A 14394-nucleotide genomic window follows, 5' to 3' on the forward strand; every position below is an offset into this window, starting at 1 on the left:
CTCAGCGCTCGCTCCAGTCGGGCATCGGGTAGACAGGTTCCGACTGCGCCACGTTCTCCGGGTACGTGATCTGGAGGCCCGGGTCAGGCTGCCACTGGTAGACCAGCATGTTCTTGTCGATGACACCGCTGTCGTCGAAGGCGACGGTCCCGTACACGGTCGAGAACTCGGCCTGCCGTATCTGGTCCCGGACCGCAGTCGGACTGAGTTCGTCGACGTTCTGGAAGGCGTTCATGTAGGTGAGGATGACCGCCTCGCCGGCCGCGCTGTGGTAGTCCGGCGTGTAGTCGTAGTTCTCCTCGATAGCCGAGACGAAGTCGCCGGTCTTGCCGTACACCGGGTCGTCAAAGTCAGCGTTGACTGCCCACGAGGACGGCCCGTACATGTAATCGCCGTTCGCGCCGGCCTCGTCCTTGAACGATTCGTTGAGGCTACCGACAGTTCCCATCGCCGCGTCGACGTTGACGTTCTGGCTCTCCATCTGGTTGGCTAGGATGATGTTGTGCTTCTGGTGGGCACACAGCAGGAGGACGTCCGCATCGCTGTCCCGAACCTTGCCGAGGTTTGTCGAGAGATCGGACGTGTCCGACGGGAACGTCTGGTCGACGACCAGTTCCAGATCTGTGTTGCTGATTTTGTTGCGTGCGCCCTCCGCGGTCGACTGGCTGAACGTACCGTCTTCCGCGAGAATCGCGATGGACTCCGGCGCTGAATCCTGCGCGAGGCACATGTCGATGTAGCTCTTGGCGTACTTGTTCGCCGTCGGCAGGAGGCCGAAAATCCACTCGTTACCCTGTGCGAAGATCTCCGGGCTCGCGCCACCGCCTTCGACCATCGGTTTCTGGTTCTGTGCGGCCACAGCGCTCGCGGGTAGCGTCACCGTACTGGAGTACGGCCCGAGCAGGTAGTCGATGCCCTCACGGTCGATGAGTTCCTGATAGATGGACTTCGACTGAGAGGCGTCGGTGCCGTCGTCCCGGAGAACCATCTCCAGTTCGTAGGTGTTGCCGTCGCCCGCCTCGACGCCGCCGGATTCGTTGATACGCTGGATGGTCAGCTCGTAGGCGTCCTTGTAGAGTTGGCCAAGATCGGCGTTGTCACCGGTGAGGCTCATCGAGCCGCCGAGCTTGATGACGTTCATCCCGCCATCGCTATCGCCGGTGGACCCGCCGTCATTGCCACCACTGCCATCGCCCCCGTCGCCTCCGTCGCCTCCGTCACCGGAACAGCCAGCGAGACCGGTCAGTCCGAGGACACCTGTACTTCCTGCCACCTTCAGAAACGCGCGTCGGTCTTGTTTTCCAGTCATAGGTCGGTTTACGCCCGTGTATCAATGATACACGGCCTGTACGTTCCGTTGTGACATACCCTATTAAATGTTAAGGATAGTACAGCGATGCTGTGTGCTCACTTACAAGTACTACCGCAGGAACGGGCCACACTGAAGGGCGGGCTACCAGAGCACGCGGGGCCAGAGGACTGCGAAGGAAATGAGGACAAGTCCCGTCAACACGAGTGTCATCAGGACGTTCAGCACGACGCCGGCCCGTATCATGTCCTGTTGATCCAAGTGGCCGCTCCCGAAGACGATGGCGTTCGGCGGCGTGGCGACGGGGAGTGCGAACGCGAAGCTGGCAGCGATAGCCCCGGTAACCGTGAGGGTGATCGCTGCCTGCATCGGGTCAACGCCGAGCGTTCCAGCGAGCACGCTTCCGAGACCGATGAGGACCGGCGCGAGTATCGTTGTGGTCGCCGTGTTCGAGGACAGTTCCGTCACCAGCACGGTGAAGACGACGACGGCAAGCACGACGAGGGCCAGCGGCGCGCCGATCAGCGTGTCGAAGACGGTGCGGGCGAGCCACGTCGTCGCCTCGGTTTCGGCTAGCGCGTCCGCCAGTGAGATGCCGCCGCCGAACAGGATGATGGTCCCCCAGTCGATGTCGACAAGATTCTCCCAGTCGTCAGCCCCCGAGAGGACGAGCGCCGGAATAGCGAGCAGTCCAACCACCACGAGGTACAGGACGCCGCGGTGACCCGTCAGACCGAACACGGTTTCGCCCGTGCCGCCGAACAGCGTCACGAACACCGGTCCGGGGAGGAGTCCCTCGAACAGGAACCCGAGCCCACCGAGAATCCACAGGGCTGCCGTGACCGCAAAGATGTACGCTGCGCGGCGACCGCTTGCGGACAGTGGTCCCTCCTCTTCGAGGTACGCTTTCGCCTGCGCTTTCGCCCCACTCACGTCCTCGACTTCTGGTGGATACAGCCAGAACGTCAGGACGTACCACGTCAGCGGCAGGGTCAACACGACGATGGGAAGCCCGATGGCCAGCCACTGCACGAACGAGATTTCGACGCCAATGAGTCGGTCGAGAAACGCCACGGCGACGACGTTCGGCGGCGTGCCGATGAGGGTTCCAACCCCGCCGACGCTCGCCGCGTAGGCCGTTCCGAGCAAGGTCGCAATTCGCATGTTCGAGGCCTCACCGTCAGGCACGTCTCGGCCAACGACCTCGGCAAGCACGCCCAGTGCGACGGGCGTCATCATCGCTGTCGTCGCCGTGTTCGACACCCACATCGAGAGAAACGCCGTCGCAATCATGATCGCCAGAATGAGCAAGCGAGGTGAGCGCCCCATCCAGCTAATCAGGTACAGCGCGATCCGGCGGTCGATGTTGTGGGTCTGGAGCGCCTTCGCGAGCATGAACCCCGCCACGAACAGGTAGATGAGCGGGTCGGCAAAGCCCGAGAGCGCGGCCTCCATCTCGGTGTAGATGCCAAACACTGTCAGCACCACCGGGATCAACAGCGCCGTTACTGGGAGCGGTAGCGCATCCGTCACCCAGAGAATCGCCGCAAAGGCCATCGTTGCTAGCGCGTATTGTGCGGCGATGTCGAGTCCGGGTGGCGTCGGGGCGGCGGCTATCGCGGCTGTCGAGGCGAGTGCCATAGCAATCGCTGCTGCCGTTCGCCGCGGTCGCGCTCGGCCCGTCCAGCTCATGGCCGGCTCCGCTGGTCAGCCGCCACGTCTCGGCGTCCGTTGAATGTCTGTTCGGTCATGGTTAGAAGTTCGAAACCAGCACGCGCACCTGCTCGTTGGTCAGCTCCGATTGGTACAGTTCGAACAGCACTTCGAGCCGCTGCTCCGAGAGGCTCCGATTGTTGTTCTCCAGCATGGAGATGTGAGCCTGCATGATGTCGTCGATCTCCACCTCGACCTCCCGCTGGCCGAACCCCGCCGCGACGCGGAGGAGCCGCCACGCTGTCGGTGAGATGTCGTGGATGTCGATGTCGTCAACCTCGCTCACCTCCATCTGCTACTATTCCCCACCATCAGACGAATGAATATAACTGTTCGTCTTAGCGTGTCAGCCGAACGTCGAGAACGACGTTGTGTTCCTTCGGCGCATACGACCGGACGGTGTGGCGCGTTTCGACTGTCACGTCGTAGGCCGGCTCCGCAGCCGCCCGGATCGCTCGCTCACCGGGGCCAAACAGGTCATCTTCGTGCTGGATGTCGTAGTAGTGAAGGACACAGTCGTCACCCGCCAGCGCAACAGCGGTCTCCAGAAACTCGTCGGCGCTGTGGGGGAGATTCATCACGATACGGTCGGCCCAGTCCTCATACTCGCCCGCGACCTCGCGCACGTCGCCACAGATGCCCGTCACGCGGTCGGCGACGCCGTTCTGTTCCGCATTCACGCACAGATACTCGATTGCCGTCTCGTTGATGTCGGTTCCGACGCAGGTCGCTCCGCGCTTGGCGAACGGAACCACGAACGGGCCGACGCCGGCGAACATATCGAAGGCCTGCTCGTCCTCGCTGACCTGCTCGACGACGCGGTGACGCTCCGTCGCCAGCCGCGGTGAGAAGTACACCTCGGCGAGGTCGAGATCGAACGTACAGCCGTACTCGCGGTGGGTGACCTCGGTGCCCTCACCGGCGAGGACGTCCCAGTCTCGGACTCGTTGCTCGCCTTTGACTTTCGACGCGCGGTTCAGGACAGCCCGCACAGGGAGATCCGAATCCGTAATCGCGTCGGCAATTGCCCGTGCCCGCTCGTCGTCGTCCTCGTCCACGATTGCCACATCGCCGATGCGCTCGTAGCTCGGGTCGAAGTCGAGAGCGTCTGCCGGCATCGTCTGGCCCTCGCGGACCGGCGGGTCTGCCTCCACAACCCCGAGGTCCGGCGGCACTGCTTCGGGGTCGGTGACAGGAACGTACAGCTGCCCGTCGACGACTGTGATGTCGTAGCTGTCGTCAACGAGAGCTGCCTCAGCGAGGCGCTGGCGGGTCTCTTCGCCGGCCTCACGGGGAACGCGAACGCAGGGAACGCCCATACACCCACTCCCAGACCGTGGGCGGTAAGCCTGACGCTTCGCGCCCTTTATCCCCGACGACGACCCACTCCGAATATGCTCACATTCGTCGGGCTGGGCCTCTATGACGAGCGCTCAGCCACGGTCGTCGGCCGCGACGCCATCCGGGACGCCGACCGCGTGTTCGCCGAGTTCTACACGAGCCGGCTGATCGGTACCGACCTCGAAACGCTGGCGGACACACTGGACACGACTATCGAAGTCAGGGATCGGGCCGGAATCGAGCAGGACCCCGAACCGATTCTCGCGGCCGCCGAGAGCGAAGACGTCGTCTTCTGTACCGCCGGCGATACGATGGTCTCGACGACTCACACCGACCTCCGGCTCCGTGCCGAGGACCGGGGCATCGAAACTCGAATCGTTCACGGAACGACCGCCCAGACAGCCGCCGGCTCGCTGACCGGCCTGCAGAACTACCGCTTCGGGAAGGCTACGACGCTTCCGTTCGAGGACGCCCACGGCGGCGACGGGGTTCCGGACAGCGTCGTCGCCACCATCGAGGACAACCGAGAACGTGACCTCCATACGCTGGTCTACCTCGACATCAAGGTCGACGACCCACACTGGGATGAGAGCGACGACACGTACATGACTGCCAGCCACGCCGCCGCCCTGCTATCGGAGCCGCTCCCGGACACGCTCGGCGTTGTCGTGGCTAGAGCCGGCAGCCCGGACCCACTCGTCGTTGCCGATACCCTCGACGAACTCGCCGCGCAGACGTTCGGCGACCCGCTCCATCTGCTCGTGATTCCCGGCTCGCTGCACCCGCTCGAAGCGGACGCTCTGGAGTCGCTTGCTGGCGCGGACTTAGAGTAACATCCGACTGTCACACAACGCGGCTCAGTCGTCGCCGGGCGTCGCGGGACCCGACTGATTCTTTTCAAATGCCGGACCGAGGTCGTACTCCGTGCCGGTCACCAGAAACAGGAGGTCCTCGACAATAACGGTGAGTTCCGGTAGCTCCCGCATCAGTATCCACGTAAGCCCGACGAGGACGATGACGGAGCCAAACTGCGCCAGCATCCGGTCGACGATGTAGTAAGACACGAGCTGTGCGTCGCTCAGACCGAACAGCGCCATGACCGTTCCCGGGAAGAACTGTGCCTTCTGGAGGCCAAACGCCAGTGCGATCCCGAGATTCCGGACCAGATTCAAGACGTAGATGATACCCACTGCCGCGACCAGCACGCGAAGCTTCCGTCGCCACGGCGCCGCGACCGCCAGTATGCCGCCAGCAAAGATAGAGATGCTGCCGATACCTGTACACGCCAAGATGATAGTGTACGTTATCGGTCGCTCGTTGCCGTCGAACCAGAACGTGTTCTCGTAGGGGTACTGTTTCGACGTGATGTCGATGCCGTTGTGCGAGAGCCCGTCGACGACCACGGGGTCGTAGCCGATGAGCGTCATGAGGAAGGCGACCTGATCCGTGACAATCTCGATGATGGTCTGGCGAAGCGGCCCAATGGTAAGGAAGGGGACGTAGATGACGCCCATGAGGCCAATAGCTCGGGTCAACACCAGCAGCGACTCCCGGCCGTTCCAGAGCAGATAGCCGGTGTACAGCGACAGCGGGACGGCGATGACGCTTCCGAGCCCCTCGACGACGCTTTTCTGTATCAGGATGAAATGTGGAGCTAGAACGAGCCAGTACGCCGCAAACAGCCCCCAGCCGATGGTCCCGACAGGGCGGGCCAGTCGTTCGTCGTACTGGGCGACAGCAGCGCTCCCAAGAAACGCCACAAGAACGAGCCACATCAGCGGCTCCGAGACCGTGACCGGATCAAAGGACAGTCCAGCGATGTCGACGCCTGCTTGCAGGACTGTCTTACTCATTGCTCGTACGTTAGCCAAACCGGCCTATATGTTTTGTCGTTGCGCTACTGTGCGGTGTCGGCGTCAGACCGGCCTACAGAAGCGCTGCCGCTAACCAGCGTAGCGTGCGAAAGAAAGAACGGTGTTCAGGGACCAGAACTGCTCTGGTTAGTTGTCGCGTCGGACAGCGAGGAGCGCAGCGGCGACCAGCGCGATGAGCGCGATGGCTGCCGTGAAGCCAGGACCGGACTCTTCCGTGGTCTCGGCTTCCTCAGTGCTGGAGTCCATGGTGGACTCTTCGGTCTGCTCCTGAGTCTGCTCTTCGGTCTGCTCCTCGGTTTCGGTTTCCGTCGGCTCTTCGGTGGCCGTCGGTTCCTCAGCACCAACAGTCACGTTCGCACTGTCCGTCACGGCGGAGCCGTTGGCGGTGTACGGACCGTCAGCGCCGGGGAAGTTGTACGCTTCGTTGCCGTTGGTGTCGAGGTGCGGCATCGCGACCGCGGTGAAGTCCTCGTCCATCGACTCGTCGAGCGTGATCGTGATGTCCTCGTGGCTGCCTGCTTCGAGGTACTCGGAGTTCCCGACGACGTCGCCGGATGCGTTACCGGCGTGGATTGCGATGAAGCCACCGGCGGACAGCTGTGCGCTGTCGACGACGACTTCGCTACCGTCGGATTCCTGATCACTGATGCTCACGGAGGCCGTGGCGGCATCGGTGATCTCTCCGTCTTCCTCGTCACCCAGCTCGTCACCGTTCGTGTCGAGGAACTGAGCGGTGAAGTTCGTACCGGCGGACTGCTCACTGAAGTCCAGCGTTGCAGTGTACGTGTTGTCCGGTTCGACAGTCACTTCAGGTCGCTCGAGGAACGGGTTAGACTGGCTCTCGGATTCGACTTCGAGCTCGACCTCTGCACCAGGTGCAACCGTGGTCGTGCCAGTGATCTGCTGGTCAGTGGCAGCCTGAACCGTCACTAGGCCGTTGGTCGTGTCAACGGATGCATCCCGTTCAACGATGCTGTAGTCGTCTTCAACGCCATCGTTCTCATTATCGAATGCAGCGTACGGCGTCACGCTGAAGTTAGCCGTGATCTCGTCGGTGTCATCTTGGCTGCGGACAGAGTTGCCGCCAGCGTACTTAGCATTCGCCGTCTTCACACCGACGAAGTACGTGTTGTTGTCGGGGTCGTCGACAACAACAACGTTGGAGCTGTTGAGGACCATTTCCTCATTGTCGACGTTCGCACCAACGTTGGTCTTTTCGACCGAGAAGTTCAGTGCATTAAGACCCGTCATCGGCGACTTGTTATTGACGGGCTTGTCTTCGTCGATTGTGTTCTTCGCACCGGCCCGCAGGAATGCCTGCGTGACATCGCTCGAACCGTTAACTTCCTGCTCGTATTCGAGGGCACCCTCGATACCGGAGGCGGACACCTCGTGGACGACGATCGACTTGTTCGCGATTTCGTTTGCCTGCGTCAGGTTCTGGCCGATACGGTCGCGGATATCGATGTCATCGTCATCGAGTTCAGCGTCGCGAGGTGCGACCCAGCTACGCATGCTCTCAGTCGAGCGCTCACTCAGTCGGAGCGTACCGACAGAATCAGCGCTACTGTCCTGAGACGTACCTGCAGTGGCGTTCAGGTTGTAGCTGGAAGGCTCGATCGTTTCGTCGTTGAGACTACTACGATCGTTGCTTGTGAATGAACCATGCTCGTTGACATTGTTAATCTCGTCGTCACCCTCTACGTAGAGGATGTCGTCCGCGGAGATGCCGATGCTGTCATCGGAAAGTCCGGCGAGATAGCTGTTGAACGAGACGGTCACTTCACCGTCACCGTCGTCATCGTCAATCGTGCCGGAGATTGCGTAGTTGTCGTCGTCGTCGTCGCCGACGAAGACAACAGCTTCGTCTTCGTTGTCGAGCTGGTACGTGATGTTAACCACGTCGCCGCGTTCGTCGTTGACAACGCTGCTCTCGAAGCTAACGTCTCCGTCTTCAGATTCGGAGACGTTAATCTGGTCGGTGCTGACCGTGATGTTCGTCTGTCGGTCAGTGACTTCGACCGTGTACGGGCCATCGTCAGCGTCGAAGCCGTTTGTCTGGTTGATCGGTTTGAAGATGAACGGAGTGTCATCGTTGCCTGACAGGGTGTCGATCTTCGATGAAACCCTGTCACCGCTGTCGTCATACAGCGTCGCGTTGGCTTCCTCGCCACCACGGTTGATCGTTGCGTTGACAATGATGTCGTCCTCATCAGTGATATCATTGTCATCAGCTTCAACGTTCAGGTTGAGGTCGCTGACTTGGAAGCCCGCGCTCTTACCAGCAATAGTGACATTGTATTCTTCACCGGTATCGAGATCCTCAGTGTCGTAGCGGTAGACATCGCTATTCGAATTAAGCGAGTCAGAAGCAACGAGCGAGCCATCGTTGACTTCAATATTGAAGCTGTCACTGCTCGTGCTGTCTCGCTGGATTGCGAGCGTTTCGCCACGGAACACGTTGACGTAGTTGAGGTTCGTCTTTGGGCCGATGGTAGTGCCGGCCGTGAGCGTCTGTGACGTCACGTCGATGTCCTTTTGGACCAGATCGACGTTGTCGCCACCAGTCGCAGAGACACCGTAGATTCTGACATCTACCTCAGCGTCAGGCGTGATGTCTCCATCAAGCGGAATCTCAAGCTGCTCACCGTTTTGAGTAACCGTTGTTCCGGTGGTAACGACATCGCCGGGGTTCGTCACACCGTCAACCACAACTTGGACATCACCATCATTGGTGTCGTTGGCGACTGTGAGGGTGTTAGGGTCGTTTATTGAATTGTTCGTTACTACTTCGATTATATCTCCGCTATCGGAGTTGTACTCCGTTGCCTGCTGGATCTCGACGTTCGCGGCGGCGGCTGCGCCACCGGAAAACGCGATGGTCCCGGCGAATACCGAGAAGACCATCAGCGCTGTCAGGAACAGGCTGCGGATTTTTTCGTTTGTATCTGTCATGTTTGTGTTTGCTATCGGGCGACCCCAGCAGTTTTCCACGTGGTCGGAACGCGGCCACCGAGGCCACGCATAGACCGAACCGGCGTACTCACTTCTGGCGTCATGGGTAGGGGTATCGGTACATTGCCCGAAGTGTGGTAAATGCTTTGTGGAATAAAGCTGGTAAGTATATTACAAGTAGTAGTCAGCCAATAATGTTTTTGCACATACATTTAACTTTGACATGGTATTTTAGTTCACTTGTCAGATGATTGGATGGTCACAATCCGGTCGAGACATGCCTTTACCCGCTGATTCGAGTGCGGGTTGCCTCACTGCCTTGCGGGAAAGAAAGCCCCGATGTTGCTGTGACCTGCGAGAGCTATCCGGGGCCACGAACGTGAATCAGGATCGGCTAGCAGTGATTGCTACGCGGGTAATACTGAAAGTAGAGCAGAGTATCAGGATGAAATATAGTTATACTGTCAGCGCAAGGCACGCCACAGACTGTCGTATCTCGCTCCGAACTGCATTTCGAAGAGTGAGTCAGTGTTCGACTATACCCAGTCATGACTGACGGCCGGCAAGTAGCTGTGGGGAAGCGGACAGCAGAATCCCGGATCGGGAACCAAGCCGCGAGTCAGTGACGGTGTACGGACTGTCGGCACTGCTCACATGCGCGCGAAAGAAAGAACGGTGTTCAGGGACCAGAACTGCTCTGGTTAGTTGTCGCGTCGGACGGCGAGGAGCGCAGCGGCGACCAGCGCGATGAGCGCGATGGCTGCCGTGAAGCCGGGACCGGTCTCTTCCGTGGTCTCGGTTTCGGTGTCCTCAGGCGTGTCCTCAGGAGTGTCCTCGGGCGTGTCCTCGGGCGTGTCCTCAGGCGTGTCCTCAGGTGTGTCCTCAGGCGTGTCCTCAGGCGTGTCCTCAGCACCAACAGTCACGTTCGCACTGTCCGTCACGGCGGAGCCGTTGGCGGTGTACGGACCGTCAGCGCCGGGGAAGTTGTACGCTTCGTTGCCGTTGGTGTCGAGGTGCGGCATCGCGACCGCGGTGAAGTCCTCGTCCATCGACTCGTCGAGCGTGATCGTGATGTCCTCGTGGCTGCCTGCCTCGAGGTACTCGGAGTTCCCGACGACGTCGCCGGATGCGTTACCGGCGTGGATTGCGATGAAGCCACCGGCGGACAGCTGTGCGCTGTCGACGACGACTTCGCTACCGTCGGATTCCTGGTCACTGATGCTCACAGTGGCCGTGTCCGCATCGGTGATCTCTCCGTCTTCCTCGTCACCCAGCTGATCACCGTCGACATCGAGTGTCTGAGTGGTGAAGTTCGTCCCTGCCGAGTAGTCACTGAAGTCTGCCGTGGCAGTGAACGTCCCGTCCGTGTCGACAGTCGCTTCGGGGCGGTCGAGGAACGGGTTAGATTCACTCTCGGACTCGACTTCGACCTCAAGCTCGGAGCCAGGGGCGACCGTGGTGGTTCCGGTGATTAGCTGGTCAGCAGCAGCCTGCACCAGAACGAGACCGTTGGTCGTGTCGATAGTTGCATCGCGGTCGACGATGCTGTAGTCGTCTTCAACGGCGTCGTTGCTGTCGCTCAGGCCAGTATCCTGCGACACAGTGAAGTTGGCCAGTAGCTCGTCATCTTCGTCATCGGCGCGGATCGGTGTGCCGCTCTCGAATTCCGCGTTCCGTGTCTCCACAGCGACGAAGTACGTGTTGTTGTCGGGGTCGTCGACAACAACAACGTTGGAGCTGTTGAGGATAAGGGGGTCCTGATCTGCGTTTGCACCGACATCGCTGCGGTTGACGGTGAGGTTGAACGCGTCGTTGTTATTAGCGCCGCCAGCAGTCGACCGGAGGAACGCTTGGGTCCCGCTGGAGGAGCCGTTGACTTCCTCTTCGTAGGCGAGCGGGCCTTCGACACCGGAAGCAACGATCTGGTGGACAACGAGGTCACCGTCAGCGATGTTGTTCGATTGGGTCAGGTTCTGGTCGATACGATCACGAATGTCGATATCGTCATCGTCGAGCTCAGCGTCCTGTGGAGCCACCCAGCTACGCATGCTCTCAGTGGAGCGCTCGCTCAGTCGGAGTGTTCCGACGGCGTCAGCGCTGTCGTCCTGAGATGTGCCTGCAGTGACGTTCAGGTTGTAGCTGGAGGCTTCGATCGTCTCTTCGTCAAGGCTACCACGGTCGAAGGAGCCGGCTTCTTCGACACCAGTGATCTCATCGTCACCCTCAACGTAGAGGATATCGCTGGCGTCGACATTGGCAACGTTGGCGCTCGTGCCGGCGAGATAGCTGTTGAACGAGACAGTGACTTCGCCGTCACCGTCGTCGTCCTCGATAGTGCCAGAGATTGCGTAGTTGTCGTCCTCGTCGTCGCCGACGAAGACAACAGCTTCGTCTTCGTTGTCGAGCTGGTACGTGATGTTAGCCACGTCACCGCGCTCCTCCTCGACGACACTGCTCTCGAAGCTAACGTCGCCGTCTTCAGCTTCGGAGACGTTGATCTGGTCGGTACTGACCGTGATGTTCGTCTGTCGGTCAGTGACTTCGACCGTGTACGGGCCATCGTCAGCGTCGAAGCCGTTTGTCTGGTTGATCGGTTTGAAGATGAACGGAGTGTCATCGTTGCCTGACAGGGTGTCGATCTTCGATGAAACCCTGTCACCGCTGTCGTCATACAGCGTCGCGTTGGCTTCCTCACCACCACGGTTGATCGTTGCGTTGACAATGATGTCGTCCTCATCGCTGATATCATTGTCATCAGCTTCAACGTTCAGGTTGAGGTCGCTGACTTGGAAGCCCGCGCTCTCATCGCCAATCGTGACGTTGTATTCCTCACCGGTATCGAGATCCTCAGTGTCGTAGCGGTAGACATCGCTATTCGAATTAACCGAGTCAGAAGCAACGAGCGAACCATCGTTGACTTCAATCTCGAATTCGTCACCGGTGGACGTGCTGGATCGCTCGATTGCGAGCTTCTCACCACGGAACACGTTCTGATAGTCGAGGCCAGCTGAGGTGTCGCCATCGGCCGTGATCGTCTGTGACGTCACGTCGATGTCTTTCTGGACCAGATCGACATTGTCGCTACCAGTGGCAGAGACACCGTTGAGTCGGACATCTACCTCAGCGTCAGGCGTAATGTCTTTCTCGAGGGTAATCTCGATCTGCTCACTGTTCTGGTTGATATTACCTCCATTCTGGCCAGTCTCAACGTACTCGCCCGGATTGTCCACACCGTTAACCACGACCTGGACATCACCATTATTGCTTGAGTTGGCGAGTTGCAGGGAGGTTTGTATTGAATTGTTCGTTACCACTTCGATTGTATCTCCGGTATCGGAGTTGTACTCCGTTGCCTGCTGAATCTCGACGTTCGCGGCGGCGGCTGCGCCACCGGAGAACGCGATGGTCCCGGCGAATACCGAGAAGACCATCAGCGCCGTCAGGAACAGGCTACGAATCTTGTCTGAATTTCCTGTCATAGTTTGTGTTTGCTATCGGGCGACCCCAGCAGTTTTCCACCTGGTCGGAACGCAATCACCGTAATCGCGTGTAGACCGAACCGGCGTACTCACTTCTGGCGTCATGGGTAGGGGTACAGTCTAAACGATAGGTGTCTATTACAAATGTTTTGTGATTAGGACATTCAGATGTCATGAATGGTCATGCTCTGAAACGACATTCGGGGCGATTAGAGATTGTGTGAGATGGTTACAAAGTATGAGATCTAGCTGTCATTCTAGCGTCTACCGTCTGAGTTCCAAGAATACCTCCCCAGAAGAATCGCCCCCTGACAGCCACTGGATGAGAATAGAAGAGGATTGAACGACCACTACCGACCGGGAGCGTCAGTTCGTCACGATCTCGATTTCACGGCTGTCGGGGTCTTTGGTGAACGCGTAGCGGTCGTCACAGCTCTCTGGATCGCGGTAGTCCTCAGCGTGACGACCCATTAGTGTCTCCCACGCGCCATGGAGGTCATCGGTTCGGACTGCGAGATGCCCCCAGGCGTCGCCGAGTTCGTAGGACCGGCCGTCGTAATTGTACGTGAGTTCGACTGACATCGCCTCGTCGGGGGCCTCCGCGGGCTTGAGGAAGTACAGCGCGAAGTCGTCGAACTCCTCACGGCGGAACAGGTCGTAGTCGAGCTTTCGAGTGTACCAGCCGATAGCCTGCTCGGCGTCTTCGACGCGGATCATGGTGTGGTCGAGCGACCACTTTGCGCCGTGGTCTCGCTCGACGATTTCGATTTCGTGGCCATCAGGGTCTGTGACAAAGGCGTAGGAGCCGCCACAGGAGTCTGGGTCGCGGTAATCCTCGACGCCGGCGTCCATCAGTTCGTCGTAGGCATCGTACACATCGTCACAGCGGACGGCGATGTGTCCCCACGCGTCGCCCATCGTGTACGAGCGCCCGTCGTGGTTGTACGTGAGTTCGAGCAGCGCCCCCTCGTCGTGGGCATCCTCCGGACCGAGGAAGACGTTCGTAAAGGTGTCTGCCTCCCAGCGGCCTTTCTCTTCGTAATCGAAATACGTCTGATACCAGTCCAGCGATGCGTCCAGATCCTCGACACGCATCATCGTATGATCAAGTGACCACATACACAGCACATGGTGCGAGCGAGCGAAAAGGCTACCGCCACAGGTGCTTCCGTCCGGCTTCGATACCGCAGGTCACCGCGTCGCTGTATCGCCCCAGATGGCCGGCAGGTAGTACCACCAGACCACGGCAAGCAGTACGATGGAGCCGACCGGGACTGCCACGTAGTTGAGTCGCCTGTTGAATCCAAAGAACACGGGAATCTGAGTTAGACCTGCACCTGCGAGAGCGAGGGCGGTGATTCGGACGTCCTCGCGCCAGACAACGCCGACAACGGCGCTGGCCAAGGCAAAGGCATACAGCAAGACACCCGAACCCCACGATTCGATAAACTGTGGGAGTGCGCCGGTAAATCGGATGAAGTAGCTATAGACTGAGAGCAGTTCCGGCGGGTTCGTGTTGAACAGGCCAAACGAGAAGACGAGTGTCAACTCTGCCCCGATCAGCACCACTGTCCAAGGGACGAGGCCAGCAACGACGACGGCGATAAGACGGCGTCGGGGACCGTGGTCCATACGTGGTGGCAGGACTCTAGACCCATGAACGCATCTACTTCATAAACGGCGAACTCGGTGGACTTCCTTTGAAATGTGGCTTCCACGCACG

The 14394-nt window shown here is 59.6% G+C and carries 10 protein-coding genes; 1 reads left to right on the top strand and 9 read right to left on the bottom strand.

The window, feature by feature from the left end; translation table 11 throughout:
- Nucleotide 1 precedes the first annotated feature (1 nt).
- The 4 genes from Har1129_RS07840 to Har1129_RS07855 all read right to left on the bottom strand — a co-directional run bounded on the left by Har1129_RS07840 (nucleotide 2) and on the right by Har1129_RS07855 (nucleotide 4341).
- On the bottom strand, nucleotides 2-1309 hold the full coding sequence (locus Har1129_RS07840; RefSeq protein ID WP_151100152.1) for an amino acid ABC transporter substrate-binding protein: 1308 nt from the start codon (nucleotides 1307-1309) through the stop codon (nucleotides 2-4).
- A gap of 144 nt (nucleotides 1310-1453) precedes the next feature.
- Entirely contained in the window at nucleotides 1454-3001 is a 1548-nt protein-coding gene (locus Har1129_RS07845) for a DASS family sodium-coupled anion symporter (protein ID WP_151100153.1), read from the bottom strand.
- A gap of 61 nt (nucleotides 3002-3062) precedes the next feature.
- Complete coding sequence (locus Har1129_RS07850) at nucleotides 3063-3314, bottom strand: hypothetical protein (RefSeq protein ID WP_151100154.1); 252 nt, start codon at nucleotides 3312-3314, stop codon at nucleotides 3063-3065.
- Between the two features lie 46 nt (nucleotides 3315-3360).
- Complete coding sequence (locus Har1129_RS07855; protein ID WP_151100155.1) at nucleotides 3361-4341, bottom strand: class I SAM-dependent methyltransferase family protein; 981 nt, start codon at nucleotides 4339-4341, stop codon at nucleotides 3361-3363.
- A gap of 75 nt (nucleotides 4342-4416) precedes the next feature.
- Between Har1129_RS07855 and dph5 the strand changes: the two genes are divergently transcribed.
- Nucleotides 4417-5196: a diphthine synthase gene (gene dph5 / locus Har1129_RS07860; RefSeq protein ID WP_151100156.1), complete on the top strand. Its 780-nt coding sequence runs from the start codon at nucleotides 4417-4419 to the stop codon at nucleotides 5194-5196.
- Between the two features lie 24 nt (nucleotides 5197-5220).
- Here the strand turns inward: dph5 and artA are convergent, their stop codons facing one another.
- The 5 genes from artA to Har1129_RS07885 all read right to left on the bottom strand — a co-directional run bounded on the left by artA (nucleotide 5221) and on the right by Har1129_RS07885 (nucleotide 14303).
- Complete coding sequence (gene artA / locus Har1129_RS07865) at nucleotides 5221-6216, bottom strand: archaeosortase A (protein ID WP_151100157.1); 996 nt, start codon at nucleotides 6214-6216, stop codon at nucleotides 5221-5223.
- Between the two features lie 147 nt (nucleotides 6217-6363).
- Nucleotides 6364-9192 (bottom strand): BGTF surface domain-containing protein, encoded by a 2829-nt coding sequence (locus Har1129_RS07870; RefSeq protein ID WP_151100158.1) that lies wholly within the window; start codon nucleotides 9190-9192, stop codon nucleotides 6364-6366.
- A 701-nt stretch (nucleotides 9193-9893) separates the two neighbouring features.
- Nucleotides 9894-12671, bottom strand: a complete 2778-nt coding sequence (locus tag Har1129_RS07875; protein ID WP_151100159.1) for a BGTF surface domain-containing protein — start codon at nucleotides 12669-12671, stop codon at nucleotides 9894-9896.
- A gap of 366 nt (nucleotides 12672-13037) precedes the next feature.
- Entirely contained in the window at nucleotides 13038-13790 is a 753-nt protein-coding gene (locus Har1129_RS07880) for a VOC family protein (RefSeq protein ID WP_151100160.1), read from the bottom strand.
- Between the two features lie 72 nt (nucleotides 13791-13862).
- The gene (locus tag Har1129_RS07885; RefSeq protein WP_151100161.1) at nucleotides 13863-14303 is read right to left on the bottom strand and encodes a TIGR04206 family protein; all 441 of its coding nucleotides are present in this window, start codon (nucleotides 14301-14303) and stop codon (nucleotides 13863-13865) included.
- Between the last annotated feature and the right edge of the window lie 91 nt (nucleotides 14304-14394).

This window comes from Haloarcula sp. CBA1129, from assembly GCF_008729015.1.
Classification (GTDB): domain Archaea; phylum Halobacteriota; class Halobacteria; order Halobacteriales; family Haloarculaceae; genus Haloarcula.

What these genes read in the sequence shown, in the direction of transcription:
- Har1129_RS07840 (WP_151100152.1), bottom strand. Translation starts at nt 1,309, where the DNA reads ATGACTGGAAAACAAGACCGACGCGCGTTTCTGAAGGTGGCAGGAAGT.
- Har1129_RS07845 (WP_151100153.1), bottom strand. Translation starts at nt 3,001, where the DNA reads ATGAGCTGGACGGGCCGAGCGCGACCGCGGCGAACGGCAGCAGCGATT.
- Har1129_RS07850 (WP_151100154.1), bottom strand. Translation starts at nt 3,314, where the DNA reads ATGGAGGTGAGCGAGGTTGACGACATCGACATCCACGACATCTCACCG.
- Har1129_RS07855 (WP_151100155.1), bottom strand. Translation starts at nt 4,341, where the DNA reads ATGGGCGTTCCCTGCGTTCGCGTTCCCCGTGAGGCCGGCGAAGAGACC.
- dph5 (WP_151100156.1), top strand. Translation starts at nt 4,417, where the DNA reads ATGCTCACATTCGTCGGGCTGGGCCTCTATGACGAGCGCTCAGCCACG.
- artA (WP_151100157.1), bottom strand. Translation starts at nt 6,216, where the DNA reads ATGAGTAAGACAGTCCTGCAAGCAGGCGTCGACATCGCTGGACTGTCC.
- Har1129_RS07870 (WP_151100158.1), bottom strand. Translation starts at nt 9,192, where the DNA reads ATGACAGATACAAACGAAAAAATCCGCAGCCTGTTCCTGACAGCGCTG.
- Har1129_RS07875 (WP_151100159.1), bottom strand. Translation starts at nt 12,671, where the DNA reads ATGACAGGAAATTCAGACAAGATTCGTAGCCTGTTCCTGACGGCGCTG.
- Har1129_RS07880 (WP_151100160.1), bottom strand. Translation starts at nt 13,790, where the DNA reads ATGTGGTCACTTGATCATACGATGATGCGTGTCGAGGATCTGGACGCA.
- Har1129_RS07885 (WP_151100161.1), bottom strand. Translation starts at nt 14,303, where the DNA reads ATGGACCACGGTCCCCGACGCCGTCTTATCGCCGTCGTCGTTGCTGGC.